Consider the following 25,845-nt stretch of genomic DNA (forward strand, 5'->3'; position numbering starts at 1 on the left):
GCGTCGCTCCGCTCCTTGCGTGCTGCGCTGGAAAACGCTTCGCGTTTCCTCAGCTCCGCACCCTTGCGGGTTCGAATCCCTCCGCATGCCCACAAGAAAGCGCCCCGGGCTAATGAAAGCCCGGGGCGCTCAGTTACCTTGGCTGGGACGGAGGGATTCCGCGTCCTCCTGCCGGCGGCCGCGCCCCGCTGCGTCGCTCCGCTCCTTGCGTGCTGCGCTGGAAAACGCTTCGCGTTTCCTCAGCTCCGCACCCTTGCGGGTTCGAATCCCTCCGCATGCCCACAAGAAAGCGCCCCGGGCTGATGAAAGCCCGGGGCGCTCAGTTACCTTGGCTGGGACGGAGGGATTCGAACCCCCAACAGCCGGCACCAAAAACCGGAGTTCTACCGTTGAACTACGTCCCAATGTGTGGTGCTGCCCAAAAGCAGCTCGTCTAGTTTACCTAATCTGCGAGGGCATCGCAAACGCCATCGAGCAGGCGTACGGCGAGTGTCTGGGCGTCGCTTGCGGTGAAGGTTCCGTTGTAGCGCGTCATGCCCGTGAGCTCAATGCGGATACGTGCAGGCTTTTGTTGCGCGGCGATATTGGCAGTGCGGATGCGCTGCGCCAGGTTGTGACATTCGGCAAGGGCGATCGTGGCGCGCGGCGCTGCATCTGCGGGCAGCTCATCGCTTGCGATCTCGAGTACCAGGTCCACGTCGGTCGGAACCTCGGAATCGCAAAGCATCATGCCGCTGTTGTCGGTCGTCGCCGTGGCGATGTTCCACATGCGCGATGCAACGCTGCGTGCGATGGGGTCCTCACCGATGACGGCAATCTGGAAGCGCTCGAGCACGTTGGCGGCGCGGGCAAAGCCGATGCGCGACTCGGCCTCGGTAACCGAGGGTTTGCCCTCCCACACGTGATGCAGACGGTTGATATAGGCGTAGGTATCCTGGAATGCCATGCCGTCGGCAAACAGGCCGACATTTTCTTGGAACTGCTGCAAGGCCGCCTCGGTGTGCGGGCCAAAGTAGCCGTCGTCCTCACCGCAGGCAAAACCCAAAACGTTGAGTGCCCTCTGCAGGGCCCGAACGTCGGCACCATGGAAATTGGGCATGCGCAGATAAAGCGTGCGGTCGCCCAGCTTATACGAGGCGTCTACCAGGGCGCTCCAACAGGGGATATCGACGGCGTAGCCAGCGGCAAGGCCGCTGTCGAGCCTAAAGGTGCCAACAGCCTGCTCGGTGGTGGTGCCAAAGCGCTTGTCGGCGACCTCGGCGTCATCGATTGTATAGCCGAGCTGCAGAAGGCGGGACTGGACGTCCTCGACGGCTGCTCCCTGCATGCCCGTTGTGATAGGTTCCATGAACGAACCCCTTTCGGCGTACCATTCGTACTATTTGAGCGTGTGTCGGATAGACAACGCAAAGGGTTGCATAAACATGCACTCAACAGTGTAGCAAGTTGTACCCAAATGCGCTGCTGACAGGTTTTATAACCCCCGCTAGTTAAGGCGCTCCACAAAGAAATCTGCCATGGAGTCGAACAGCTCGCGTGCATGCGGGTCGAGCTCGACACCTTCGATAGCGGCCTTGGCCTTGGCAGTCAGGTTGAGTGCGTAAGTGTGGGCGAAATCGACAGAGCCGGTCTGCTGGAAGATCTCCACGGCGCGTGCGAGTTGCACGGGGTCCTCGGTGCCCGAGGAAAGGATCGCCTCGACTTCGTCGTGATAACGCTCGTCTGACAGGGCATGCACGGCGACGAGCGTGCGCTTGCCCTCTGTGATATCGGTGCGGAAGTCCTTGTTGGCGGCCTCCTTGGTGCCAATAAGGTTGAGCAGATCATCTTGGATCTGAAAGGCAAGGCCCGTGTGCAGGCCAAAGGCACGCAGCGCCTCAATCTGGTCTTCGCTGCCGCCACCGATAATGGCTCCGGCAGCAAGTGGCGTGGCTCCGCTGTAGTACGCGGTCTTGTGCGTCGCCATGTCCAGATAATCGTCGACCGAGATGTCAAAGCGCCCATCGCGGACCCAGCCCAGGTCGAGCGCCTGACCCTCGATGGTGCGAACGATCATCTCGGTGAGCTCGTGGAGCACGCGGAGCTTCACGTCTGCCTCGAGCGTGGGGTCGTCGAGAACCGTCTTGGTAACCATGGTGAGCGCTAGGTCGCCGCAGTTGATGGCAAGTCCCGTACCCTCGGTAAGGTGCATACAGGGCTTGCCGCGGCGCAGCTGGCCGTTGTCGGCGATGTCGTCATGGATAAGCGCTCCCGACTGAAAGTGCTCGATGGCCGCCGCCGCGCTTCGGGCGCTCTCAAAGCTGCCGCCTACCGCGGTGGCGGCGAGCATGCAGATGAGCGGGCGGTGGCGCTTGCCGGCATTGGCCGTAAATGCCGAGAGCGGGCAATACAGGTAGCGCTCGATATCGGCAGAGGTCGCCTGTCCGTCAAAGAACGTGGCCAGATAGTCGTTAATCTGGTCAAAATGCTGGGCTAAAAAGCTGGTAAACGGACTGGACACGGGTTCTCGCATTCTTTCTTAGGTTGCATCGTTGCGTTATGCAGACAACATATTGCCACATTAGGGCATTGAGCGCGGCGGTTGAAGACGATTGAGCCATGTTGTCGCAAATGCGGCAAGAGGCGCGGCTAGATAAGTCCAAAGTGTTCGAGCGCGGTGACGACGCCGTCGTGGTCGAAACTGTCGGTGACGTAGTCGGCCTTTTCCTTGAGGAAGTCCGGCGCGTTGCCCATGGCGACGCCAACATCGACCGCCTCCATGAGGGCGATGTCGTTGCTTGCGTCGCCGATGCCGTACACAGTGCCGTGATCTGGCCCCAGGGCGTCAAGCACGGCCTTGATTCCGGCCCGTTTGGTGCACTCGCGAGGCGAGATTTGCAAAAAGCAGTGGGAGGCGTTTAAAGACCGTCCACGAGCCGCGCTGGATGATAGCCCAAAAACATACCAAGGGGTTCCGTATACGGCGAGGTCGCCGACGATGTCCGCAGACGTTGCGAGGGCGGAGACGCCGACCATAAGGCCCGATATGGAAAACAGCATGGCGGGCGCGAACATTGCCCCGCCAAAGCGTTGGATTTTCTGCAGCATAATATGCCTTCCGGATGCAACATGCTGTGCGAGCAAGAACGTTTAAACAATGAACTCATTGTAGAGGACTGGCTGCTTGCCGCATTGACGGTTTTGATTCGGTCCGATTTGGGTGCCGGGGGAACCGTCGACGGTAAATAATCCGTGCTTTGCCGATAGACGGTTTAAACAACCCCAAGAAATGCTATCGTGCCTAGCCATACATATTCATTAGAGGTGAAGCCATGCCAAAAGCGATTTACGAAGGAATCTACCGCGAGATCCGTTCGCGCATCATTAACGGGACCTATGCGTTCCAGGAGATGCTGCCAACCGAAGCCGAGCTGACCGCAGAGTTCGACTGCACGCGCAATACCGTCCGCCGCGCCTTGAGCATGCTGGCCGACGAGATGTTTGTGCAGCCCATACACGGCAAGGGCGTGCGCGTTATTTGGCTCAAGGGCGAAACCGACATGCTGGGCGCACTCGAGGAAGTCGAGTCGTTTGGCGAATTTGCAAAGCGCAGCAATGCCGTTGCATCGACGGACGTTAAGTCCTTTGAACATCTGGTCTGCACCGAGCAGCTCTCTCGTCGCCTGGGCTTTAAGGTGGGCGAGGAGCTGATTCGCGTAGTGCGTGTCCGAAGCCTCAACGGCAGCGCGCGCCAAGTGGACCATGGCTACTTTTTGGAGTCGATCGCCAAGGGTCTGACTCCCGAGATCGCGGCAGAATCTATCTACGACTATCTGGAGCACAAGCGCGGCATCAAAGTGATGGCGAGTCGCCGTACGGTGAGTGTCGAGCTCGCCAACGATGAAGACTGCAGCTATCTTGACCTCGGCAAATACAACTGCGTTGCCGTCATGGAGAGTCAGTCGTACACATCGGATGGCATCTTGTTCGAGGTGACGCATGCTCGCACACACCCCGAGATCTTCCATTACCGCGTCAATTCCAAGCGATAGGTAACAGACGCATAAGCTTGCGTTTCGATATGAAGCGCCCCGTGCTGTCGATGGGATATCGGCCGCACGGGGCGCTTTAATTGTTTAGACAATATTTGTCAAGTACGAATGTATCGAGAACCGTTCACCGAAGTTTTTCTACCGCTCTATTAATACTTGTTCAGACAACTAGGCAAACAGCGTATTGCACAAATCAGAAAAAGGGGCAAAGTCCCCGAACCAATCTCCGAAGGCGGCGGCAAAGGGCGCCGCCACGGTCTTTGGCCTGGGTCTCGTGGGCTGCGGTGGCTCCGCCGGCTCCGGCTCCTCTGCTTCTGGTGACGCTGCCGAGGTCTACTTCCTCCAATTCAAGCCCGAGGTCGACAAGGAGTGGAAGGAGATCGCCAAGGCGTACAAGGAGGAGAAGGGCGTCGAGGTCAAGATCGTGACCGCCGCCTCCAACACCTACGAGGAGAAGCTCAAGTCCGAGATGTCCAAGAGCTCCGCTCCGACCCTGTTCCAGGTCAACGGGCCCACCGGTCTTAAGAACTGAAAGGACTACTGCGCCGACCTGTCCGATACCAAGGTCCGCGGTGAGCTCGTCGACGACTCCCTGGCTCTGCAGTCCGACGGCAAGGATCTAGGTATCGACTGGGTCCAGGAGAGCTACGGCATCATCTACAACAAGCAGCTCCTCGAGAAGGCTGGCTACAAGGCCGAGGACATCAACTCCTTCGACAAGCTGAAGGCTTGCGCCGATGACATTCAGGCCCGCAAGGACGAGCTTGGCGTTGACGGTGCCTTCACTTCCGCCGGCATGGATGACTCCTCCAGCTGGCGCTACACCACCCACCTCGCCAACCTCCCGCTCTACTACGAGTTCGAGAAGGAGCACAACCAGGAGGATGACGAGATTAAGGGCGAGTATCTCGACAACTTTAAGCAGATCTTCGACCTGTACATCACCGACTCCACCTGCGATCCTTCGCAGCTTGCCTCCAAGACCGGCGACGACGCCACCAACGAGTTCGCAACTGGCAAGGCCGTCTTCTATCCTTCTCGTTGTGGGGTCGGCCTGCCGATGGGTGGGCAGTCCGCCTCCGATGTTCTGATTCGATACACCTATTGTATACATGTTGTTTAAACATGTATAGGAAATATAAATAAGTTGGTCGATTTTCGGCGAATGGTTACATGCCATGAAAAAGCCCCGGTCTCACATCGTGAGATCGGGGCAAGAACGGTATGTAGGTTTTTGCTACTCGGCGTCGGCGAAGCCGTTGGGGTTGTGGCTCTGCCAGTTCCAGCTGTCGCGGCACATGTCCGCGATGTCGTACTGTGCCTTCCAACCCATCATGCGCTCGGCCTTGGAAGCGTCGCACCAGTTGGCGGCGATGTCGCCGGCGCGGCGCTCGCGAATCACGTAGGGCAGCTCTTTGCCGCAGGCCTTGGAGAAGGCGGCGACGACCTCGAGCACCGAGGTGCCAGTGCCGGTGCCCAGGTTGAAGATCTCGACGCCGGTCTTGCCGTTCATCCAGTTGAGGGCGGCCACATGGCCCGATGCCAGGTCACACACGTGGATGTAGTCGCGCACACCGGTGCCGTCGGGGGTGGGGTAGTCGTTGCCAAAGACCTGAACGGCCTCGAGCTTGCCCACGGCAACCTGCGCGACATAAGGCACCAGGTTGTTGGGGATGCCCTTGGGGTCCTCGCCGATCAGGCCCGACGGATGTGCGCCGATGGGGTTGAAGTAGCGGAGCAGCACAACGTTCCACTCGGGGTCGGCGGTGTGAACGTCCATAAGGATCTGCTCAATCATCCACTTGGTCCAGCCATAGGGGTTGGTCGCAGGCTTCTTGGGGTCTTCCTCGGTGACGGGCGGGTTATCCGGATCGCCATAGACGGTCGAGGAGCTCGAGAAGATGATGGACTTGCAGCCATGGTTGCGCATAACGTCGACGAGCACCAGGGTGTTCTCGATGTTGTTGTGATAGTATTCGACGGGCTTGCTCACCGACTCGCCGACGGCCTTAAAGCCGGCGAAGTGGATGACGCGGTCGATCTGATGGGTATCGAAGATCTTGTTCATGGCATCGCGGTCGAGCACGTTGGCCTCGTAGAAGGTGAGGTTCTTGGCGGCCTTGTCGCCCACGATGGTCTTGACACGGTCGACGGCGACGGCGCTGGAGTTGGAGAGGTCGTCGACGATGACGACCTGGTAGCCACCCTCGAGCAGCTGAACGACGGTGTGCGAGCCGATAAAGCCGGCGCCACCGGTTACGAGGACGCAGGTGTCTTTGGGGTCGAGTGCTTTGGACATGTAGTCTCCTATCGAATCAGGAACACTTCCTGAGGGAGTATAGCGCAGGCAGGGGCACCCAAAACGTGCAGGGCAGGAAAAGCAGACGAACATGCTAACGTACTCATGGAAATGTTTGGCGTGGGCATAACCTTGACTTTGACGTTTGTATACGAGCCGCCGACCATGGGGTTTCCTGCCGTTCGTGGAAATCGTTGGGACGCGTCGGATGTACGCTAATATGTATGAGTTGAGCGACATATAAATAAACATGTAACGGAGTAGATATGTCACCAAACAGCGATTCCATCCTTTCCCAGGAGCTTTCGCGTCGCACTGCCCTCAGGGCCTTGTTCGGCGCCGCTTCTGCAGCCGTTCTTTTTGGTCTGCCCGCTCGCGCCCATGCTGCGGAGGCCACCAAGGAAACCACCGACAAGCTCAATGCGGCCCAGGCTCAGCTTGACGAGGTTCAGGCCCAGCTCGACAGCATCGCAAATGAATACGCGGCGCTGGCCAACAAGAACGCCCAGACCCTCAACGATATCGAGAGCGTACAGGGCCAGATTGACAGCACGCAGGCGCAGATTGACGAAAAGAAGGCCGAGCTCAAAAAGAAGCGCGGCGATCTTTCCGATCGCGTTTCCGCCAGCTATAAGTCGGGCGGCACCAACATCCTGTCGCTGCTGCTCGCCTCGGGCTCGTTTGAGGAGCTCGTCGCCAATGCGCACTATGTTGAGAAGATCAACAAGAGCGACCGCGACGCCATCGAGGATATCCAGACCATCCAGAAAGAGCTCGATACGCAGAAGTCCGAGCTCGAGTCGCAAAAAGCCGACTTGGAGAGGCTCAAGGACCAGCAGACTGCCCAGATGCAGGACATGCAGGCCAAGCAGCAAGAGGTCCAGACGGTTCTGAACGGCCTCTCCGACGATGTCAAGGAGCTCATGGCCCAGCGCGATTCCGAGATTCTCGCTGCCGCCCAGGCTGAGGAGGCTGCCAAGAAGGCTGCCGCCGCTGCGGCTGCCGCAAACAAGAACAATTCCTACTCGGGTGGTTCAAACTCGGGTGGCGGATCGTATGCGCCCGGAAATCCGCAACAGAATGCCGGCTCGGGCAAGCAGCAGGCTGTCGTCAACGCATGCTACTCCACGCCTTCGCCTGGCCTAAACTGGTGCGCCGCCTGGGTCACCAACGTCTTCCGCAACGCCGGCGTGGGCTACTTTGGCGGCAACGCGTGCGACATGTTTAACGCCTGGTGCTACAGCTCCGATCGTTCGGCGCTGCAGGTGGGCATGATCGTGGCCGACTCGTCGCACAGTGGCACCGGTATGCCGGGTCTGCTGTACGGACACGTGGGCATCTATGTTGGCGGCGGCATCGTTATGAGTAACGAGGGCGCCATCACGTCGAGGTCGCTTGACTCGTTCATTAGCTTTTACGGCACTGGCTCTGGTGTGCGCTGGGGCTGGCTCGGCGGTATCGCGCTGTCGTAGCTGCGGCTTGGTCCGGGACTGCGGGCGAGGCATAAGGTTGCCTGCTCGGGCAGTCCTGCTCGCGCGGAGAGCACATTAAGTGCTCTCCGGCTCGTGCGGAACTCGCGATCAACCTTATGCCTCTCGGACTGTCCCGGCCCTCACGGGTCCTGAGCACGACACACCGGACTGGGTTATCTGAATAAATATGGTGAAGGCCCCTTTTGGGGCCTTCTTTTTATAAAAATTCGCCTACTCGGTGGACTTCGGGTTCTAGGTCTACGCCGAATTGGTCTTTGACGGTTGCTTGGATGTGGCGGATGAGTTCGTCGACGTCGGCGGCGGTGGCGTGGTCGGCGTTGACGATGAAGCCGCAGTGTTTTTCGCTCACCTGGGCGCCGCCGACGGCATGGCCGCGCAGGCCGGCGTCCATGATGAGCTTACCGGCAAAGTGGCCCTCGGGGCGCTTGAAAGTGGAGCCGGCGCTCGGCATGTCGAGCGGCTGCTTGTCCTCGCGGCGTTGGCGGTAGTCGTCCATGTCGGCCTTGATCATCGCGGCGTTGCCCGGGGCGAGATTGAAGGTGGCCGAAAGCACGATGAAGCCGTCGTCGGCGATGCGGCTCTTGCGATAGCCCAGATTGAGCTCGTCGACATCGAACTCGATGATGCTGCCGCTACCGCGGGTGCCGTCGTCGAGCATGCGGGCGGGCTTGTAGACGCGTACAGACTCCAGCACGTCGGCCATGCAGGCACCGTAGGCGCCGGCGTTCATGTAGCAGGCGCCGCCGACCGATCCGGGGATGCCCGAGATGGGCTCCATGCCGGTGAGACCGGCCTCGGCTGCCGCGGCCGCAACATCCGAAAGCAGCGCACCGGCTGCTGCCGTAACGTGCGTGCCGTCGACGGTAATGTCGGAGAGGCCCTCGCCTAGCGCTACGACGACGCCGCGTATGCCCTTGTCGCCGACGAGTAGGTCGGAGCCGTTGCCCACGATGGTGAGTGGCAGATCGCAGCGATAGCAGGTATCAAGCGTGGCGACGAGGCTCTGCTCGGTGTCGGGCGTGACAAAGACGTCGGCCGGGCCGCCAATCTTAAACGTGGTGTGCTCGCGCATGGGCTCGCTCATCAACACGTTGTCCTCGCCGGCAACGCCAGCGAGCGCGCACAGCAGGTCCTCGTTAAAAAAGTCGTTCTCGTGCATCCGAATATCCGCCTTTTTGTGGTCGTTGTCATCAATCGACTGCAATATACCCCACCTGGACGTATTTGGTGCGCTGGCGGCGATAAAACAGCCGTCTACCGGATTGGTAAAGTGTTTATCATCGAGGTAGAGGGGCAGTCGCTATACTTTCAAGAGATTGCGCGTAAACCCGGAAGGAGCGAGATGGCCAACAAAGTCACCCTCAAGCAGATCGCCCAGGAGGTGGGGCTTTCCCCCTCGTCGGTCTCGCTTGTTCTCAACAATCGGCCTTGTCGCATCTCGGAAGAAAACCGCAAGCTCATCAAGGAGGTCGCGGCGCGCAACCACTATGTTCCCAACCAGATTGCGCGCAGCCTGGTCATGCGCGAGTCACGCACCCTGGGCCTTATCGTCCCCAACATCGAGAGCCGATTTTTTGCCTCACTTGCCGGTAGCTTGGAAAAGCGCTGCCGCGAGGACGGCTATGCGCTCTTTATTACCAGCTCGGGCGGAAGCGCCGACGACGACCTGGAACTGCTGCGCCAGCTGGTGACGCGCGGCGTCGATGGTGTCTTCCTGGTGGTAGGCGACGAGTTCTCGGACGACCGTGCCCTGCGCGAAGAGGTCAGCCATCTACCCATCCCTGCCGTGATGGTCGACCGCGCCATTGAGGGGCTCGAGTGCGACAAGGTGATGTTCGACCACGAGATGGGTGGCTATATGGCTACCCGCTATCTGATCGAGCAGGGCCACCGTCGCATTGCCTGCTTGGTTAATGCGCGTCGTTCCAATACGGGTCGCAAGCGACTTGCCGGCTATGAGCGCGCGCTGCGCGAGGTTGGCCTGCCTATCGACGCGCGTTTGGAGTTTGAGAGCGAGTACTACATTCCGAGCGCCTACGAGGCCTCGGAGGCGGTGCTCGCAACCGACGCCACTGCCGTATTCGCAAGCTCGGACAACATTGCCCTCGGTTTGCTCAAGCGTTTGCACGAGATGGGGAGGAGCATCCCGGGCGATATTTCGGTGGTGAGCTATGACAACTCGGCGGCCGACGTTCTCTTTGAGCCGGCGCTGACCGCCATTGAGCAGGATCCTGGTGTCCTCGCGGAACATGCTTTTGGCTGCATGTCCAAGCGTCTTGCCGGTAGGGGCGGTAGGCGTGCCGAAGAGGTCGTCCTGGAGCCGGCGCTTATCGTTAAGGGCAGCGTGCTCGAGCTTACTAAACATAACTAAACACGTTTATCAATTTGCAGAGACCGAATGTGGAGCACCTGTGGCAGACAATGCCGCAGGTGAATGTCGCGTTTTGTTGATCGATGTGATTGATAAGGGTGATAAAACGTTTTTCCACCATGATAAAACGTTTTAGCAAATATACTAGTCCCAACGAATGGTTGCCGTATTGGAGGGCGACCGCACAGCGGAGGGACATAAACAATGGATAAAACACTGGGGACGCCGTGGAAAAAGCTGGGCCACGAGGTGCCGGCTTCCGAGCTCGAGGGCGTCGACCTGTATTGGCGTGCATCGAATTATCTGTCCGTCGGTCAGATCTACCTTCGCTCTAACCCGCTCATGCGCCCCGACTTTGTCGATGAGAAAACCGGCGAGGTGCGCGACTTTGGTCGCCCGGACGTTAAGCACCGCCTGGTCGGTCACTGGGGCACCACGCCCGGCATCAACTTCCTGTTCGGTCATGTCAACCGCCTCATCGCCGATCACAACCAGAACGCGATCTTCTTGATGGGCCCGGGTCACGGTGGTCCCGCTGGCACCGCCCAGTCGTTGCTCGATGGTACCTACCGCGAGATTCGCCCCGACATTACCAATGACGAGGCCGGCCTGCAGAAGTTCTTCCGCCAGTTTTCCTACCCCGGCGGTATTCCGAGCCATTTTGCGCCTGAGACGCCTGGCTCCATCCACGAGGGCGGCGAGCTCGGCTACACGCTCAGCCACGCCTACGGTGCCGTCATGGATAACCCGAGCCTGCTGGCCGTGGCTGTGGTGGGCGACGGCGAGTCCGAGACCGGTCCGCTCGCGACCTCTTGGCAGTCTAACAAGCTCGTGAACCCGGCAACCGATGGTATCGTCCTGCCGATCCTGCACCTCAACGGCTACAAGATCGCAAACCCCACCATTCTTGCCCGCGTGTCCGACGAGGAGCTCACCAAGTTCTTTGAGGGCATGGGCTATAAGCCGCATTTCTTTGTCGCCGGCTTTGACGACGAGAGCCATGCGAGCATTCATGCGCGTTTCGCCGCCCTGTTCGAGCAGGTCTTCGATGAGATCTGCGACATCAAGGCCACCGCTATGGCTCAGGCCACTGCGGGCGAGACCGTGGTCCGTCCGGCCTATCCCATGATCGTGTTCCGTACGCCCAAGGGTTGGACCTGCCCCAAGCAGATTGATGGCAAGAAGACCGAGGACTCCTGGCGCGCCCATCAGGTGCCGCTGGCGAGTGCCAAGGACACCCACGAGCATTTCCGCGTGCTGCGCGAGTGGCTGCGCTCCTACAAGCCCGAGGAGCTCTTTACGCCCGAGGGCCAGGTGCGCCCCGAGGTGACGGCCTTTATGCCGACCGGCGAGCTGCGTATCGGCGCCAATCCCAACGCGAACGGCGGCAAGGTACGTCGCGAGCTCGAGCTTCCCGATATTCACGCTCACGAGATCCCCGTCGCAAGTAAGGGCCACGGCTGGGGCTCCACCGAGGCCGCCCGCGTCTTTGGTGAGTACACTGCCGATGTTTTGGCCAAGAACATGGATGATTTCCGCATCTTCGGTCCCGACGAGACCGCGTCCAACCGCCTGCAGGCTGCCTATAAGGTGACCAAGAAGCAGTGGGATGCCGGTTTCTACGAGGACGACGCCAACGACGAGCTGCTGGCCGGTTCCGGTAAGGTTGTCGAGCAGCTGTCCGAGCACCAGTGCGAGGGCTTCCTCGAGGCCTACGTGCTCACCGGCCGCTCCGGTGTGTGGAGCTCCTACGAGAGCTTTGTCCACGTGGTCGATTCCATGGTCAACCAGCACTGCAAATGGCTCGAAGCAACCAAGCGCGAGATTCCGTGGCGCGCTCCTATCAGCGGCCTCAACATTTTGCTGTCGAGCCATGTCTGGCGCCAGGACCACAACGGCTTTTCGCACCAGGACCCCGGCTTTATCGACCTGCTGCTCAACAAGGCCAACGACACGCATGTCGTGAATGCTTATTATCCGGCCGATGCCAATATGGCCCTTGCTGTGGCCGAGCGCGTCTACCAGTCCACCGACTGCGTCAATGCCATCTTCTGTGGCAAGCAGCCCGCCCCCACCTTCCAGACGGTCGACGAGGCCAAGTCTGAGCTCGCCGAGGGCGTAGCGACCTGGGAGTGGGCATCGACTGCCGACTCGCTCGCCGAGGCCGACGTCGTGGTCGCTACTTGCGGTGATGTGCCGACGCTCGAGGCACTGGCCGCAACCGATATGCTGCGCGGGCTGGGCATCAAGGTCTGGTTTGTCAACGTAGTCGATCTGCTCAAGATCCAGAATGTCTGCGAGAACGACCAAGCCATCAGCGATGAGCGCTGGGCTGAGCTGTTTGGCCGCGGCGAGAAGCCCGTGCTCTTCGCATTCCACGCTTATGCCGGCACGATTCGCCGCCTGATCTGGAACCGCCCCGGCCACGATGCCTTCCGCGTCCACGGCTACGAGGAGAAGGGCTCCACGACCACGCCGTTTGACATGCTGCGCCTGAACAACATGGACCGCTGGGCCCTGGCCGCCGACGTGCTGCGCATGGTTGACGCCGATAAGTTTGCCGAGCAGATTGATGAGTGGGAGGCCTTCCGCACCGAGGCCTTTGAGTTCGCGTGCGACGAGGGCTTCGATCACCCGGCCTTTACCGATTGGGTCTGGCCCGACGCCGCAGCCGCAACCGCTGCCGACGGCGTACTCTCCGCAACGCAGCTAACTGCCGGCGACAACGAATAGCATCCGGGACGGTCTCGCGCTGGGGCCGCCTCCGGGCGGGTGCCTTGCTCCGGGAAGTGGGCTTCGCGAACTTCTCAGAGGAAGGCACCCGCCCGGAGGCGGCCCTCTCGACCGTTTCGATATGCGGGGGCTGATTCTTTTTTATGTAATGGGGACCTTGCTTATGCTGCCTTAGAAGCCGTGCATCTAACTATGGTTAGCCAAAATTACATTGCCGGGGCCGGGGAGGCATGCTTTGTTTTGAGAAGTTCGCGGAGCCCACTTCCAAAACCAAGCACCCCGGCCCCGCCCTCGTCCTCGTCCGTGAACTTTTCCGCTGGGCGAGCGGGACCGCGGGCAATCCACCCCTATGTTTCCAAATGAATACGCTGTGAGCCGAGGGCGACGGTTCTCCCCGCAAGCACTCTAGTATGCTAAAGTACCCAGAAGATCGGCGGAGCTATGCCGGTCTTTCGTTCTATATGAAACGCAGTATGAGGAGGCTCACCAGATGACGGCCACACCGTGGGGATTCCGGGACATATTGCCCGAGGAGGCTCAGGCACGCGAGGAGATCGCGTATACGGTGAAGGGCTGCTTAAGGGAGCATCATTACCTTCCGGTCGAGACGCCGCTGCTCGAGGACAAGGGTTCGCTCGAGGAGGGCGGCCGCATTGCGGACACGCCGTTTAAGCTCTTTGATGACGACGGCCGCCTGCTGGTGGTCCGTCCCGACAACACGCTGCCGATCGTGCGCCTGGTTTCGACCCGCATGCGTGCGGCCGATCTACCCCTGCGCCTTCGCTACGAGGCGCCGGTGGTTCGCGAGTGCCAGCGCAATGCCGGTGGCTCGCGTCAGTTTACGCAACTGGGCTTTGAGCTTATCGGTGCGGGCGATACCGCGGGCGATGTAGAGATTGTTTCGCTGGTGGCCGAGGCCGTGCGTAAGCTGGCGCTTCCCGATGCTCGTATTATCGCAGGTAGCGTGCGTCCTTTTAAGGAGCTGCTCGCGGCGTGCGAGGATCGCGAGCTGGCAGCCGAGGCCCTGCGCTGCGTGCATGCCAACGACTTTGTGGGCCTCGATGCCCGCGTGGCTGCCAGCACCGAGTCTGATGCCGTCAAGGCCGCCATTAGCGAGCTGCCGCGCCTGCACGGTGGTGCCGAGGTGCTCGACCGTGTGGACGCGCTGCTGGAGGCCGCCGGTATCGCCGCGCCGCCGACGCGCGAGCTGCGTGCCCTGGTCGAGGGTTTGGCTCCCGAGGACGCCCAGGTGCTGTCGTTCGATTTCTCCATCATGAACTCTTTCGATTACTACACGGGCCTGGTCTTTAAGGCCTATGCCGGCGGCTTGCCCGATCCGGTCGGTTCGGGCGGACGCTACGACTCCATCTTTACCGGTGCATTTGGCGACGGCATCGAGGTGCCGGCGGCGGGCTTCGCCTTTTCGCTCGAGCGTTTGGAGGCCGCGCGTACCTCGGCCGAGGACGCTGCTTCCGATGGTGACCATGCCGTGGGTCGCGGCGCCGAGGGTCCGCTGCGCATTGCCGTGCCCAAGGGCTCGCTTAAGGCAGACACGCTCGACGTGCTCGAGGCCGCGGGCCTGGACGTCTCTGAGTTGCGTGACCCCGGCCGTCACCTGATTGTGCGCGGTCGCGACACGCGTGCCGGTGAGGGCACGGTCGGCGATATCGAGTTTGTTATCGTGCGTCCCAGCGATGCGCCCGCCTTTGTGGGCTGCGGTGGCGCCGATTGCGGCATCTGCGGCTGGGATTCGCTCATCGAGGCCGACCTCAACCTGCTGCAGCTGGTCGACTTGGGCTATGGCCTGTGCACCTTTATCGAGGCAGAGCCCGCGTGGCGCGCCGGTCAGGCCGAGCGCAACTATGCCCGCCGCGGGTCGCTTCGCGTGGCAACCAAGTATCCGCGCATCGCGAGTGCCTGGTATGCCGAGCGCGGTGTGAACGCCGATATCGTCTCGCTGCACGGTAACATCGAGCTGGGCCCCATCGTCGGCATGACCGACCGTATCGTGGATATTACCGCCACGGGTGCCACGCTGCGCGACAACGATTTGGTCATCACCGGCCGCATTATGGACTGCACGGCGCGCTTTTTTGTCAACCCGGGTGCCGCTCGCTTGGATCCGCGCGTACGCAATCTGGCAGATCGCTTGGCGGCGGCCGTTAAGGACAAGCATTTTGAGCCCGTTGCGGGCTCGGCACAATAGCGCGAGCACGCACGGGCGCCCCAACGTCTGGGCTGCGGGCCGATGGGCGCCGCCGCCCGGCCTCTCGTTTTTCGAACACAACCTCGACCGATAGGGGATACCGATATGAAGACTATCAAGCTTGCTCCCGGTGAGCGTCTCGTTACCAACCAGCTCAACCGCAAGGGCGTGCTGCCGCAAGACATCGTCGACGCCGCCCGCGATATCGTGGCCAACGTGCGCGCCAACGGCGATGCCGCGGTGCGCGACTACTGTCAGCGTTTTGACGGTGTTGAGCTGCAGAGCTTCCGTCTGCCGCAAGAGCAGATCGATGCCGCGCTCGAGGGCCTCGACCCGGCCTTTGTCGCGGCGCTCGAGAAGGCTGCGCGCCAGATTCGCGAGTTCCACCAGCGCGAGGTCGAGCAGAGCTGGTTTACCACGCGTGCAGATGGCACCATGCTCGGCGTTAAGGTGACCCCGCTTGCGGCGGCCGGCATCTACGTGCCGGGCGGTCGCGCGCAGTATCCCTCCACGGTGCTCATGAATGCCATTCCCGCCAAGGTGGCCGGCGTCGAGCGCGTGGTCATGGTGACCCCGCCGCAAAAGGACGGCCTGATCAGTCCCTACACGCTCGCGGCGGCAAAGCTCGGCGGCGTGGACGAGATCTATATGGTGGGCGGCGCTCAGGCCGTGGCCGCGCTGGCATACGGTACCGAGACCATTCCGCGCGTCGACAAAATCACCGGTCCGGGCAACGCCTTTGTTGCCGCGGCCAAGCAGATTGTCTCGGGCGACGTGGGCATCGACATGGTCGCCGGTCCCTCCGAGGTCTGCGTGCTGGCAGATGCCACGGCCAAACCCATGGTGGTCGCGGCCGACCTGATGGCCCAGGCCGAGCACGATCCGCTAGCAGCCTGCTATCTGGTGACCTGCGACGAGCAGTTTGCGCGCGAGGTCGAGGCGGGTATCGACATTTTGGTGGCACAGTCCCCGCGTGCCGAGATCACGCGCGCCTCGCTCGACAACGAGGGCACCATCGTGGTGGCCGCCGATATGGCTGCTGCCGTCGAGGCGGTGAACACCGTGGCGCCCGAGCACCTGGAGCTGCACTGCAAGGATGCGATGGGCCTGCTCGGCGGCATTCGCAACGCCGGCGCCATCTTTGTGGGCGCTTGGAGCTCCGAGCCGCTTGGCGATTATGTTGCCGGCCCCAACCACACGCTGCCGACCGGCGGCACGGCCATGTTCTCCAACCCGCTTTCGGTCGAAGAATTCGTCAAGCGCTCGAGTGTCATTTGCTATACGCCCGAGGGCCTGCTCTCGGACGCTCCCGCGACGCAGCGCCTGGCCGAGGCCGAGGGCCTGTGGGCACACGCGCTTTCGGCCGCACTGCGTCGCCGTGTGCTGGAGCAGGGCGAGGGTGCCGTGAGTGCTGAGTCTCTGGCCGCGGCCGACCTGACCAAGGTCGCCTGGCCGGGCGACGCCGTGGCGACGGTCGCCGAGGGTGTGGACCTAGCGGCTGCAAGCGCGGATGGCGCTGGAGCGACCGGCGAGGAGGCCTAATATGGCCGAGCTGACGTCTCGCATGAAGGAGCTCGTCCAGCCCTACTTGGCTGGCATTGAGCCCTACGATCCCAACTTTACGCCCACGCGCATCAACCTTTCGGCCAACGAGAACACCTATCCCGTGCCGGATGGCGTGCGCGAGGCGGTCGACGCCGCCCTGGCTGCCACGCCGCTCAACCGCTACCCCGATCCCATGTCCTGTGACCTGCGCGACGAGCTTGCCGCTTGGCATGGCGTGGCGCGCGAGAATGTCTGCGTGGGCAACGGCGGCGACGAGCTGCTCTATAACTACCTGCTGGCGTTTGGCGGCACGGGGCGGGCCCTGCTCAACTGCCCGCCGTGTTTTAGCGAGTATGCGTTCTTTGCGTCGCTCTGTCAGACCGAGGTGCGCGACGTGTGGCGAGACCCCGCGACCTTTGAGCTCGACCAGGCTGCCGTGCTCGCGGCGGCGCCCGAGTGCAACCTGGCCATAGTGACCTCGCCCAATAACCCCACGGGTGACGTGGCACCGCTCGACTTTGTCGCGGCCCTGTGCGATGCGTGCCCCGGCGTGGTGATGGTCGACGAGGCCTACGTGGAGTTTGCCGATGATTCGTTTGGCGCGGCCACCACAGCGCAGGGACTTATCGCCGAGCATCCCAACCTGGTGATCCTGCATACGCTGTCCAAGGCGTTTGGCGCCGCCGGCACGCGTCTGGGCTATGTGATTGCGGCGCCCGAGGTCATCGACGTGTTTGCGGCGATTCGCCAGATCTATTCGGTCAACGTGCTGAGCCAGGCGGCGGCGCTTGCCTGCGTGCGTGCCCGCGATGCGTATGCTCCCGTGGTGGCGCAGGTCGCATCCGAGCGCGAGCGCGAACTGTGTGCCCTGCGCGCAATGGCTGCCGGGGGTCTGCCCGTGGAGGCATGGCCGAGTGCGGCGAACTTTGTGCTCGTGCGCACGCCGCATGCTACGCGCGTGCGTGAGCGCCTGCGCGACGAGTATTCGATTTTGGTGCGCGACTTTAGCTACGCGCCGGGGCTTGCGGACTGTCTGCGCATTACCGTGGGCACCCCGCAGGAAAACGATGAGGTGCTGGCTGCGTTTGCCGCGCTGGTGAAGGAGGAGATGTAGATGAGCCGTTATGCCGAGGTGACCCGCAAGACGGGGGAGACCGACATTGTTGTCAAACTCGACCTGGACGGATGCGGCGTGTGCGACATCTCGACCGGCGTACCGTTTTTCGATCACATGCTCAACGCCTTTGGCCGCCATGGCCTGTTTGATTTGACGGTGCATGCAGTAGGCGACGTGGAGGTCGACGCGCACCATACCGTCGAGGACACGGGCATTGTGCTGGGTGAGGCGTTTTGCCAAGCGCTGGGCGACAAGGCGGGTATTGCGCGCTTTGCAGACGCGGCGATTGCCATGGACGAGACGCTCGTGATGGCCGCCGTGGACATTTCGGGTCGCGGCCAGGCCTACTGCGAGCTGCCCGTGCCGACCGAACGTGTGGGCAGCTTCGATACCGAGCTGGCCGTCGAGTTCTTCTATGCCTTTGCGCGCGATGCCAAGCTCACGCTGCACGTGCGCGAGCTCGCAGGCGGCAACTCGCATCACATTATCGAGGCCGCCTTTAAGGCCGTGGGCCGCACGATGCGCCACGCCTGCGAGCTCGATCCCCGCGTGCAGGGCATCCCCAGCACCAAGGGCTCGCTGTAACCTACCAAATAGGGACAGGTTTATTTTGGCAGGTTTTATCTGCGGAAATGCTGTCTCATACGGTGGGTGAACGTTTAACCGACCAAAATAAACCTGTCCCTTTTTGGCAGGTTTTGAATGGGAAAAAGGAGGGTCGCGTGGGCGAACCGAAGATCGTGGTGGTCGACTACCACAAGGGCAACTTGTCGAGCGTCGTGCGCGGGCTTGTGCGCGCCGGTGCCGCCGCCTGCACGTCGGACGATCCGGAGCAGATCCGCCGCGCCGACGGCCTGGTCATCCCGGGCGTGGGTGCGTTCTATGACGCGATCGCCTTTATGCGCCAGAGCGGCGAGGCGGACGCGGTGCTCGACGCCGTTGCCGCCGGAACTCCGCTGCTCGGCATCTGCCTGGGCCTTCAGCTGTTTTTTGAGCGCGGCAACGAGGGCGTGCCTGCGGACGAGGGCGCGGTCGCCGACGGCAGCGCCCCCGAGCAGGCTGGCGGTCCCTGGGTCGATGGCCTGGGCATTATGCGCGGTTCGTGCACGCGCTTGGAGTCGAGCCGCCTGAAGGTGCCGCACGTGGGCTGGGACCAGGTGCACATGACGCCCGCCGGTGCGGCCGATCCGCTGCTTGCCGGTTTTGCCGAGGGTGCCAACATGTACTTCACCCACAGCTACGCGGTGGCTGACGACGCCGATGCCGCCGATGTGCTGGCGTGCACACACTATACGCGGAGCTTCCCGTGCATCGTGCGCCATGGCAACGTGTGGGGCTGCCAGTTCCATCCCGAGAAATCCTCCGCGCTGGGTCAGCGCATCCTTAAGAACTTTGTGAGCATCGTCGAGGAGGTTGGCCGATGATCCTGTTTCCCGCAATCGATCTGATCGGCGGCAAGGTCGTGCGCCTGGAGCGCGGTGACCGCAGCCGCTGCAAGGTATATTCCGACGATCCCGTGGCCGTTGCCCGCACGTTTGCCGAACAGGGCGCGAGCTGGGTGCACGTCGTCGACCTGTCCGCTGCCTTTGGCGAGGACGAGGGCGCACGCGCTGCCAACTCGGCGGCGATTAAGGCCATCTGCGGCGTCGACGGTCTGTCCGTGGACGTGGGCGGCGGCGTCCGCTCGCTTGCGCGCATCGACGAGTTGGCAGGCTACGGCGCATGCCGTATCGCGCTGGGCACCGTGCTGGTGACCGAGCCGGGTTTTGCCGAAGTGGCAGCCCAAGGCTTTGGCGAGTTACTGGTGGCAGACATCGCCGCGCGCGACGGTCAGGTCAAGGTGAACGGCTGGCGCGACGGCGCAGGTGTGGCGCTCGACGATGCCGTGGCGCAGCTTTCCGAGCTGGGCTTTAAGCATCTGGTGTATACCGACATCGCGCGCGATGGCATGCAGACGGGTATCGATGTGGCGGCGTATCGCCATGTGGCCGAGGTCGCGGGCTTTCCCGTCGTGGCTTCGGGCGGCATCTCGACGCTCGACGACATCCGCGCACTGGCCGCGGTGGGTGAGGGCGCGATTGAAGGCGCCATTACCGGCCGTGCGCTCTACGAGGGCAACTTTACGCTGGCCCAGGCGTTGGCCGCCGCCCGAGGGGAGGAGTAGCCCATGCTTACCAAGCGCGTAATTCCCTGTCTGGACGTCAAGGACGGCCGCGTGGTCAAGGGAGTTAACTTTGTGAGCTTGCGCGATGCGGGCGATCCGGTAGAACTGGCCCGCGCCTACGACCGCGAGGGTGCGGACGAGGTCGTCTTTTTGGACATTACCGCCACGAGCGACAACCGTGCGACGACCATCGAGATGGCGGCGCATGCGGCCGAGGAGCTCGCCATTCCCTATACCGTGGGCGGCGGCTTTCGCGACCTGGCGGGCATGCGCACCATGGTTGCCGCCGGTGCCGACAAGGTGTCGCTCAACTCGGCGGCCGTGCGCGATCCGTCGCTGATTAGCCAAGCTGCCGCGGCGTTTGGCAGCCAGGCCGTGGTCGTGGCGATCGATGCCAAGCGCGTCGGCCTGCCCGGCGCACCCAGTGCCGACAAGTGGGAAGTCTTCACGGCGGGCGGTCGCAACGCCACGGGCATCGACGCGGTGGCGTGGGCCGAGGAGGCGGCTCGTCGCGGCGCCGGCGAGATCTTGCTCACCAGCATGGACCGCGACGGCACCAAGGCCGGTTTTGATTTGGCGCTCACCCGCGCCGTAGCCCGCGCGGTGCCAATCCCCGTCATCGCGAGCGGCGGCGTGGGCACGCTCGAGCATTTTGCCGAGGGCGTGATCGAGGGCGAGGCCGACGCCGTGCTGGCGGCGAGCGTCTTTCACTTTGGAACCTTCAGCATTCGCCAGGTGAAGGAGTATATGGCCTCTCAAGGCATCCCTGTCAGGTTGGACTTCTAGCGCTGCGGCTTGCCCAGGCACCCGACCTTCCGGCTCCAACCCTCCTCGCGTACTTAAGTACGCGTCGTCGGGCTTGTCGCTCGGAATCTCGGGCACCTGGACAACCCTCGCCGACCTGCGAAGTTTGAATTTGGGGAGAGAAATGGAAGAGATAACCGATCCTTCAAAGCTTGCGTACGACGCCCGCGGGCTGATTCCTTGTGTGGTTCAGCAGTATGACACCGGCGAGGTGCTCATGGTTGCCTGGATGAACGAGGAGTCGGTGGGGCTGACGCTCAAGACCGGCACCACGTGGTTTTGGAGCCGCAGTCGCCAGGAGCTCTGGAACAAGGGCGCGACGAGCGGCAACATGCAGGAGGTTCGCGAACTCTGGGCCGACTGCGATAGCGATACGCTGCTGGTCAAGGTCGACTCGCCGGGTCCGGCCTGCCATACCGGAAACCGTACCTGCTTCTTTAAGAAACTCGCGTAGGGCGGGCGCTCGACCAGGCGCTTGGCCGACCAGAAAGGATTGAACCATGGGTGTGCGTACCGCAAATGTTCAGGATGGAAATATCGGCGAGACGCTAACGGGGCTGGCCGAGGTGATTCACGGTCGTCGCGATGCGTCGCCGCAGGAAAGCTATACCGCTCGACTGCTGACCGATGTGGAGGATGAGCTGCTCAAGAAGCTTGCCGAGGAGGCGAGCGAGGTGATCATGGCCTGCAAGGATAACGACCATGATCACATTCGCTACGAGGCCGGCGACCTGGTCTACCACCTGCTCGTGACGCTTGAGCGCTACGGCATTACCCTCGACGAGCTGGCCGGCGAGCTCAACGCCCGCCGCCACTAGTCGTTAAAGAACGTCCCCGATGACCATAGAAGTTGCGGTGGAATAGTTCTTGTTTGACGGTCTTAGGGCTATAAACAGGAACTATTTCACCGCAACTTATGAAGGGATGGCTAGGCGAGGGGTGTGGACTCCCATTCGCCGGTGGGGTGGGGGATGTCGAAGGTTCGGTAGCCGCAGTCGTAGGCATGGGCTTGGGCCTCGCGGATATTCCAGCAAATATCACAGGCGCGGTGCGCATCCGAGCCAAAGGTAATGGGCGCCTCAGCATGGGCAAAGCAGCGCAAAAGGCCGGTCGCGGGATAGTAGTCGTCGAGCCCCTTGCGCGGTGCGGCGGTCGAGACCTCAACGCGGCGGCCCGTATCGTGCGCACACTCGGCCATCTGCTGCCAAAACGGTGCGGGGTCAAAATCGGGCGCAAAGCCTTCCTTCGAAAAGCGCATGACCAGGTCGGGGTGAGCCATCACATCAAAGTTGAGCGAGCTTTCGCAGGCGCGGCACCAGTCATCGACATAGCGCTCCCACACGCCGCGCACGCCTAAGTTTTCCCAAACGTGCAGGTTGGTGTCGTCGTCGATCCAGCCGCAGCGTGAGTCGGGCGTATCGGGGCGTGCGACGCCCTCTGTCCCCGTCGTGCCCGCGGCGCCTGCCATGATATTGCCCGGGTTACCAATCCAATGCACGCTGCCCAGGCGTACGACGGCGCCCCGGGACCAGCGCTCAACCAAAGGCTCGCAGCCTTCGTACCAATCGCACTCAAAGCCATAGACAAGCTCGAGCTCCGGCGCAATCTGCGCGGCAAGCTTGCGGGCATCCTCAAAAGCCAGACGATGCGCCGGCAGGTCGCCCTCGACAACCTGCACCTCGCAGGTGGCATCCATGCTGGCAGGCAGGGTAAGGTGATCGGTCGAGACCATGGTGCGGCAACCGGCCGCAGCAGCGGCGCGGACGTTGTCTTCAAACGAGGCGTGTCCGTCCGAAAACGAGGTGTGAGTATGGCAATCGACCAGCGGGCAAGCAGGCATGGCGGCTCCTTTACGTCAAGCGAATCTGCTTCATTGTAACGGCGCGGCCCCCAGTGCGATGTGCGCGCCGTGGGCCGAAATCGACTGGAAAGGACGGGCAGCGCATAAGGGCGGGCTCGCGACATCGGCCTTGCTTCGAATCATGTACCTCAGCTTCCAAAACTGACAAAAAATGACATGTTTGGAGGCTGATGTACATGTTTGGCCGAGGCGGTGGAGTGTCGGTTCTTGCAGACAAGGAAAATCGCGCTCATCGCGCGCCGCCACACTTGCGCCGCTCGCGATGTGCTAGCGTTTGGGTGAATAAAACGAGCCCGTGCGGAAAGGAGCCGGACCGTATGCAACGTGGAAGTACATCTCCGCTGTCCCGCGAGACCGATGCGCCCGAAACCATCGTCAAGCTGGAGTGCGACATCGACGACGCGTCGCCCGAGGTGCTCGCCTACGCCGCCGACCGCCTGCGCGAGGCCGGCGCGCGCGAGGTGCACTGGCTGCCCCTCTATTGCAAGAAAGGCCGCCCTGGCTGGCAGTTGCAGGTAATCTGCACCCACGAGGATATCGAGCGCCTGCAGACGATCATCTTTTTGGAAACCACGACCAATGGCATCCGCCGCCAGGTTATGGAGCGCGTTTGCCTGGCACGCCACTTTGAGCGCGTAACGACGCCGTGGGGCGAGGTGTCCGTCAAGGTGGCCACCCTGCCCGACGGCAGTGAGCGTGCGGCGCCCGAGTACGAAGACTGCGCCCGCCTTGCCCGTGAGCACAATGTGCCGCTCCAACGCGTGATGCAGGCGGCCCAGAGCGCGGCACTGCGATTTGAATAACGCGGCTGGTGGCGACATTCCGCGCCCGGCCACGTCAACCCCACCCCGAAAGGACCTCCATGAAATACCTCATCGCTTCTGACATCCACGGCTCGGCATATTGGACCGAGCGCCTCTGCGCCGCCATCGAAGCCGAGCAGCCCGACCGCATCGTCCTGCTGGGCGACCTGCTTTATCACGGTCCGCGCAACGACCTGCCGCGCGACTACGCTCCCAAGCGCGTGATTCCGTTGCTCAACGCCCTGGCCGACCGCATTATCGCGGTGCGCGGCAACTGCGACGCCGAGGTCGACCAGATGGTTCTCGACTTTCCCGTCATGGCCGACTACGCCACACTGTTCGACGAGGTCGGCCGCGAGCTGTTCCTGACGCACGGCCACGTCTTTGGCGCCGGCATGCACAACAGCGTCGACCACGCGCCCGCGCTGCCCGAGGGCTCCGCGCTCGTCTACGGTCACACGCACGTCAAGGTCAACGAGGAAAGCACCGCGCACCCGGGTCTGTGGCTCTTCAATCCCGGCAGCGTGAGCATCCCCAAGGACGGCACGCACAGCTATGGTATCTACGAGGGCGGCGCGTTCCGCCATGTGATCATGGAGGAGGACTAACCATGGCCGAGCACATGGCTCAGCAAAATGCCGAAGGTTCGCGCGACCTTTCCACGCTGGTCGATGCATCGGCTGAGTTACAACATCTGGTACAGACTATCTGGCGCCTGCGTCAGCCCGACGGCTGCCCGTGGGACCGCGAGCAGACGCACCAGAGCATTGGCAAGAACATGATCGAGGAGGCCTACGAGGCGCTCGACTGCATCGAGGCGGATGACGCGGCCCATCTTCGCGAGGAGCTGGGCGATGTGCTCATGCAAGTCGTGCTGCATGCACAGATTGCGGCGGACGCCGGCGAGTTTACGCTGGCCGACGTGGCGCGCGATATCGACGCCAAGCTCATTCGCCGCCATCCGCACGTGTTTGGCGATGTGGATGCCGACAACTCCGACGAGGTGCTCAAGATTTGGGACGAGGTCAAACTTGCCGAGAAGGCCGCCAAGGACCAGGCCGTGGCGGCGGGCGAGGCTGCGCCCGAGGGCCTGCTCGACGGCGTTCCCACGCATCTGCCGGCGCTGATGCAGGCTCAGAAGGTGTCGCGCAAGGCGGCTGCCGTGGGCTTTGAGTGGGATACGGTCCAGGACGTGTGGGACGAGGTCGCCGAGGAACGTGCCGAGTTTGAGGCCGAGGAACCCGGCTCGCCCGAGCGCGAGATGGAGTTTGGCGACCTGCTCTTTGCCCTGGTCAACGTTGCGCGTAAGGAGGGCATCGACGCCGAGAGCGCCCTTCGTGCCAGCACGGCCAAGTTCCGCCGCCGTTGGGCCGCGATGGAGCAGATGGCGGCCGATGCCCATGTTGATCTTGCCGAGCTTTCGACCCACGGGCTCAACGACCTGTGGGATGCCGCAAAGGCAGGGGAGTAGGACACGGTGTTGGTCGGCGGGGCGTAAGGGCGGCGCCCCGTCGACTTGCCCGTTGGCGACCACGCACGCTCGAGTAATGGATTTGTCCTACGGCTCGTCCGGCTGGTCCGCCCGCGTGCTATAACTAAAGGACTTAGCGCAAACAAACCTCAACCGCACAAGGCGCACATGGATCAGATTTACGACAACAGGCACTATTCCGCCGGTTCGCGCGAACCGTCACCTCGCCGTGCGCATTCGGTGCAGCTTGGCGGGTCTGGTTATGCTGGCGCTGATCGCTCCAGGTATAGCTCGCCGGCGACTTCGCATCCCAATGCTCAGCCAAATAGTTCCTCGGACAGTCCGGTGCGCCCATCGCGTTCCAGGCATGCGTCGCGCCCTTCGACCCAGGCGTCCGACAAGCCGCGCCGTCCCTCAAGCCGTCTTTCGGGTTCGGACTTTATGCACTACGCCAACGATAACGCGGTGGTCAAGGCAATCTATGATTTTACCCACGGTCCCCAGCGAGGGCTGTTTGTTGGCATTGTCGTCGCCCTGGCGCTCGTGAGCCTGTACTTCCCGGTGCGCGACCTGTATGTGGCAAAACGCTCGAGCGACATCTTGGCCAAGCAGGTCGAGATTCGCGAGCAATATAATGACGACCTGCAAAAAAGCGTCGACAAGCTGCTCTCGGAGGAGGGCATTAAGGACGCGGCGACCGAGGACCTGGGTCTGGTGATGCCCGGCGAGAAGAGGATTGAAGTGCAGGGCCTGGAAGACGATTCCGATGCCTCGTCGAGCCAGAAGTCGTCGAACGCCAAGAAGGCCAGCGAAGTTGCCAAGGAAATCGAAGAGGTTGGCAAGGACGCGCCGTGGTACATCCAGACGCTCGACATGCTGTTTGGATTTAACGGCGTCGAGGGCCAGACGGTCGTGTCCAATGGCGAGTAGCGCCCGGAGGGGGGCCG

At 62.1% G+C, this 25,845-nt stretch carries 23 protein-coding genes, 1 tRNA gene and 1 pseudogene; 18 read left to right on the top strand and 7 right to left on the bottom strand.

The features are described 5' to 3' along the window. Window positions 1-329: 329 nt before the first annotated feature. From ACTQ48_RS04600 to ACTQ48_RS04615, 4 genes are all read right to left on the bottom strand, one after another. A tRNA-Gln gene (locus ACTQ48_RS04600) sits at window positions 330-404 on the bottom strand. Window positions 405-442: 38 nt separating this feature from the next. Continuing rightward, a complete protein-coding gene (locus ACTQ48_RS04605; protein WP_195838517.1) occupies window positions 443-1,348 on the bottom strand; it encodes a peptidoglycan-binding domain-containing protein in 906 nt (301 codons plus the stop codon). Between the two features lie 138 nt (window positions 1,349-1,486). Beyond that, window positions 1,487-2,500: a polyprenyl synthetase family protein gene (locus ACTQ48_RS04610; RefSeq protein ID WP_441570255.1), complete on the bottom strand. Its 1,014-nt coding sequence runs from the start codon at window positions 2,498-2,500 to the stop codon at window positions 1,487-1,489. Between the two features lie 128 nt (window positions 2,501-2,628). Continuing rightward, entirely contained in the window at window positions 2,629-3,087 is a 459-nt protein-coding gene (locus ACTQ48_RS04615; protein WP_441015915.1) for an HAD family hydrolase, read from the bottom strand. A gap of 224 nt (window positions 3,088-3,311) precedes the next feature. Here ACTQ48_RS04615 and ACTQ48_RS04620 point away from each other — a divergent pair, with 224 nt between their 5' ends. Both ACTQ48_RS04620 and ACTQ48_RS04625 read left to right on the top strand, forming a co-directional pair. After that, on the top strand, window positions 3,312-4,031 hold the full coding sequence (locus tag ACTQ48_RS04620; protein ID WP_441055353.1) for a GntR family transcriptional regulator: 720 nt from the start codon (window positions 3,312-3,314) through the stop codon (window positions 4,029-4,031). Window positions 4,032-4,305: 274 nt separating this feature from the next. After that, a pseudogene (locus tag ACTQ48_RS04625) lies at window positions 4,306-5,154 on the top strand (ABC transporter substrate-binding protein). A 114-nt stretch (window positions 5,155-5,268) separates the two neighbouring features. Here the strand turns inward: ACTQ48_RS04625 and galE are convergent. After that, entirely contained in the window at window positions 5,269-6,330 is a 1,062-nt protein-coding gene (gene galE / locus ACTQ48_RS04630; protein ID WP_154515134.1) for a UDP-glucose 4-epimerase GalE, read from the bottom strand. A gap of 266 nt (window positions 6,331-6,596) precedes the next feature. Between galE and ACTQ48_RS04635 the strand changes: the two genes are divergently transcribed. After that, entirely contained in the window at window positions 6,597-7,802 is a 1,206-nt protein-coding gene (locus ACTQ48_RS04635) for a PcsB-like coiled-coil domain-containing protein (protein WP_441570256.1), read from the top strand. Window positions 7,803-8,019: 217 nt separating this feature from the next. On the opposite strand, the gene murB is transcribed toward ACTQ48_RS04635, so the two are convergent. Next, the gene (gene murB, locus ACTQ48_RS04640) at window positions 8,020-8,982 is read right to left on the bottom strand and encodes a UDP-N-acetylmuramate dehydrogenase (protein ID WP_441069075.1); all 963 of its coding nucleotides are present in this window, start codon (window positions 8,980-8,982) and stop codon (window positions 8,020-8,022) included. Window positions 8,983-9,165: 183 nt separating this feature from the next. On the opposite strand from murB, the gene ACTQ48_RS04645 reads away from it, so the two are divergent. From ACTQ48_RS04645 to hisE, 11 genes are all read left to right on the top strand, one after another. Further along, the gene (locus ACTQ48_RS04645; protein WP_441570257.1) at window positions 9,166-10,194 is read left to right on the top strand and encodes a LacI family DNA-binding transcriptional regulator; all 1,029 of its coding nucleotides are present in this window, start codon (window positions 9,166-9,168) and stop codon (window positions 10,192-10,194) included. A gap of 204 nt (window positions 10,195-10,398) precedes the next feature. Further along, complete coding sequence (locus ACTQ48_RS04650; protein WP_441570258.1) at window positions 10,399-12,927, top strand: phosphoketolase family protein; 2,529 nt, start codon at window positions 10,399-10,401, stop codon at window positions 12,925-12,927. Window positions 12,928-13,417: 490 nt separating this feature from the next. Further along, the gene (gene hisG / locus ACTQ48_RS04655) at window positions 13,418-15,133 is read left to right on the top strand and encodes an ATP phosphoribosyltransferase (protein WP_441570259.1); all 1,716 of its coding nucleotides are present in this window, start codon (window positions 13,418-13,420) and stop codon (window positions 15,131-15,133) included. A gap of 105 nt (window positions 15,134-15,238) precedes the next feature. Then, the gene (gene hisD / locus ACTQ48_RS04660) at window positions 15,239-16,675 is read left to right on the top strand and encodes a histidinol dehydrogenase (RefSeq protein WP_441040916.1); all 1,437 of its coding nucleotides are present in this window, start codon (window positions 15,239-15,241) and stop codon (window positions 16,673-16,675) included. Between the two features lies 1 nt (window position 16,676). Next, the gene (hisC, locus tag ACTQ48_RS04665) at window positions 16,677-17,792 is read left to right on the top strand and encodes a histidinol-phosphate transaminase (protein WP_441570260.1); all 1,116 of its coding nucleotides are present in this window, start codon (window positions 16,677-16,679) and stop codon (window positions 17,790-17,792) included. Next, complete coding sequence (gene hisB / locus ACTQ48_RS04670) at window positions 17,793-18,380, top strand: imidazoleglycerol-phosphate dehydratase HisB (RefSeq protein WP_441570261.1); 588 nt, start codon at window positions 17,793-17,795, stop codon at window positions 18,378-18,380. Between the two features lie 137 nt (window positions 18,381-18,517). Further along, entirely contained in the window at window positions 18,518-19,219 is a 702-nt protein-coding gene (locus ACTQ48_RS04675; RefSeq protein WP_427728478.1) for an imidazole glycerol phosphate synthase subunit HisH, read from the top strand. After that, window positions 19,216-19,959 carry a HisA/HisF-related TIM barrel protein gene (locus ACTQ48_RS04680; RefSeq protein ID WP_427718862.1) on the top strand — a complete coding sequence of 248 codons (744 nt, stop codon included), beginning with the start codon at window positions 19,216-19,218 and terminating at the stop codon, window positions 19,957-19,959. The genes ACTQ48_RS04675 and ACTQ48_RS04680 overlap by 4 nt, the downstream gene beginning before the upstream one ends. A 3-nt stretch (window positions 19,960-19,962) precedes the next feature. Beyond that, the gene (gene hisF / locus ACTQ48_RS04685; protein WP_441564713.1) at window positions 19,963-20,745 is read left to right on the top strand and encodes an imidazole glycerol phosphate synthase subunit HisF; all 783 of its coding nucleotides are present in this window, start codon (window positions 19,963-19,965) and stop codon (window positions 20,743-20,745) included. Window positions 20,746-20,887: 142 nt separating this feature from the next. Next, complete coding sequence (hisI, locus tag ACTQ48_RS04690) at window positions 20,888-21,217, top strand: phosphoribosyl-AMP cyclohydrolase (protein ID WP_154515095.1); 330 nt, start codon at window positions 20,888-20,890, stop codon at window positions 21,215-21,217. Window positions 21,218-21,263: 46 nt separating this feature from the next. Continuing rightward, entirely contained in the window at window positions 21,264-21,581 is a 318-nt protein-coding gene (gene hisE / locus ACTQ48_RS04695) for a phosphoribosyl-ATP diphosphatase (RefSeq protein ID WP_006235893.1), read from the top strand. A 110-nt stretch (window positions 21,582-21,691) separates the two neighbouring features. Here the strand turns inward: hisE and ACTQ48_RS04700 are convergent, their stop codons facing one another. Further along, window positions 21,692-22,603, bottom strand: a complete 912-nt coding sequence (locus tag ACTQ48_RS04700; protein ID WP_441570262.1) for a PHP domain-containing protein — start codon at window positions 22,601-22,603, stop codon at window positions 21,692-21,694. Window positions 22,604-22,941: 338 nt separating this feature from the next. On the opposite strand from ACTQ48_RS04700, the gene larC reads away from it, so the two are divergent. From larC to ACTQ48_RS04720, 4 genes are all read left to right on the top strand, one after another. Next, on the top strand, window positions 22,942-23,427 hold the full coding sequence (gene larC, locus ACTQ48_RS04705; RefSeq protein ID WP_441570263.1) for a nickel insertion protein: 486 nt from the start codon (window positions 22,942-22,944) through the stop codon (window positions 23,425-23,427). A gap of 59 nt (window positions 23,428-23,486) precedes the next feature. Next, complete coding sequence (yfcE, locus tag ACTQ48_RS04710) at window positions 23,487-24,035, top strand: phosphodiesterase (protein WP_427748071.1); 549 nt, start codon at window positions 23,487-23,489, stop codon at window positions 24,033-24,035. Window positions 24,036-24,037: 2 nt separating this feature from the next. Further along, window positions 24,038-24,898, top strand: a complete 861-nt coding sequence (gene mazG, locus ACTQ48_RS04715; protein WP_441015968.1) for a nucleoside triphosphate pyrophosphohydrolase — start codon at window positions 24,038-24,040, stop codon at window positions 24,896-24,898. A gap of 168 nt (window positions 24,899-25,066) precedes the next feature. Beyond that, complete coding sequence (locus ACTQ48_RS04720) at window positions 25,067-25,828, top strand: hypothetical protein (RefSeq protein WP_441570264.1); 762 nt, start codon at window positions 25,067-25,069, stop codon at window positions 25,826-25,828. Window positions 25,829-25,845: the final 17 nt, after the last annotated feature.

Origin of the sequence: Collinsella sp. Sow4_E3 (assembly GCF_052116285.1) — a bacterium.
Taxonomy (GTDB): Bacteria; Actinomycetota; Coriobacteriia; order Coriobacteriales; family Coriobacteriaceae; genus Collinsella.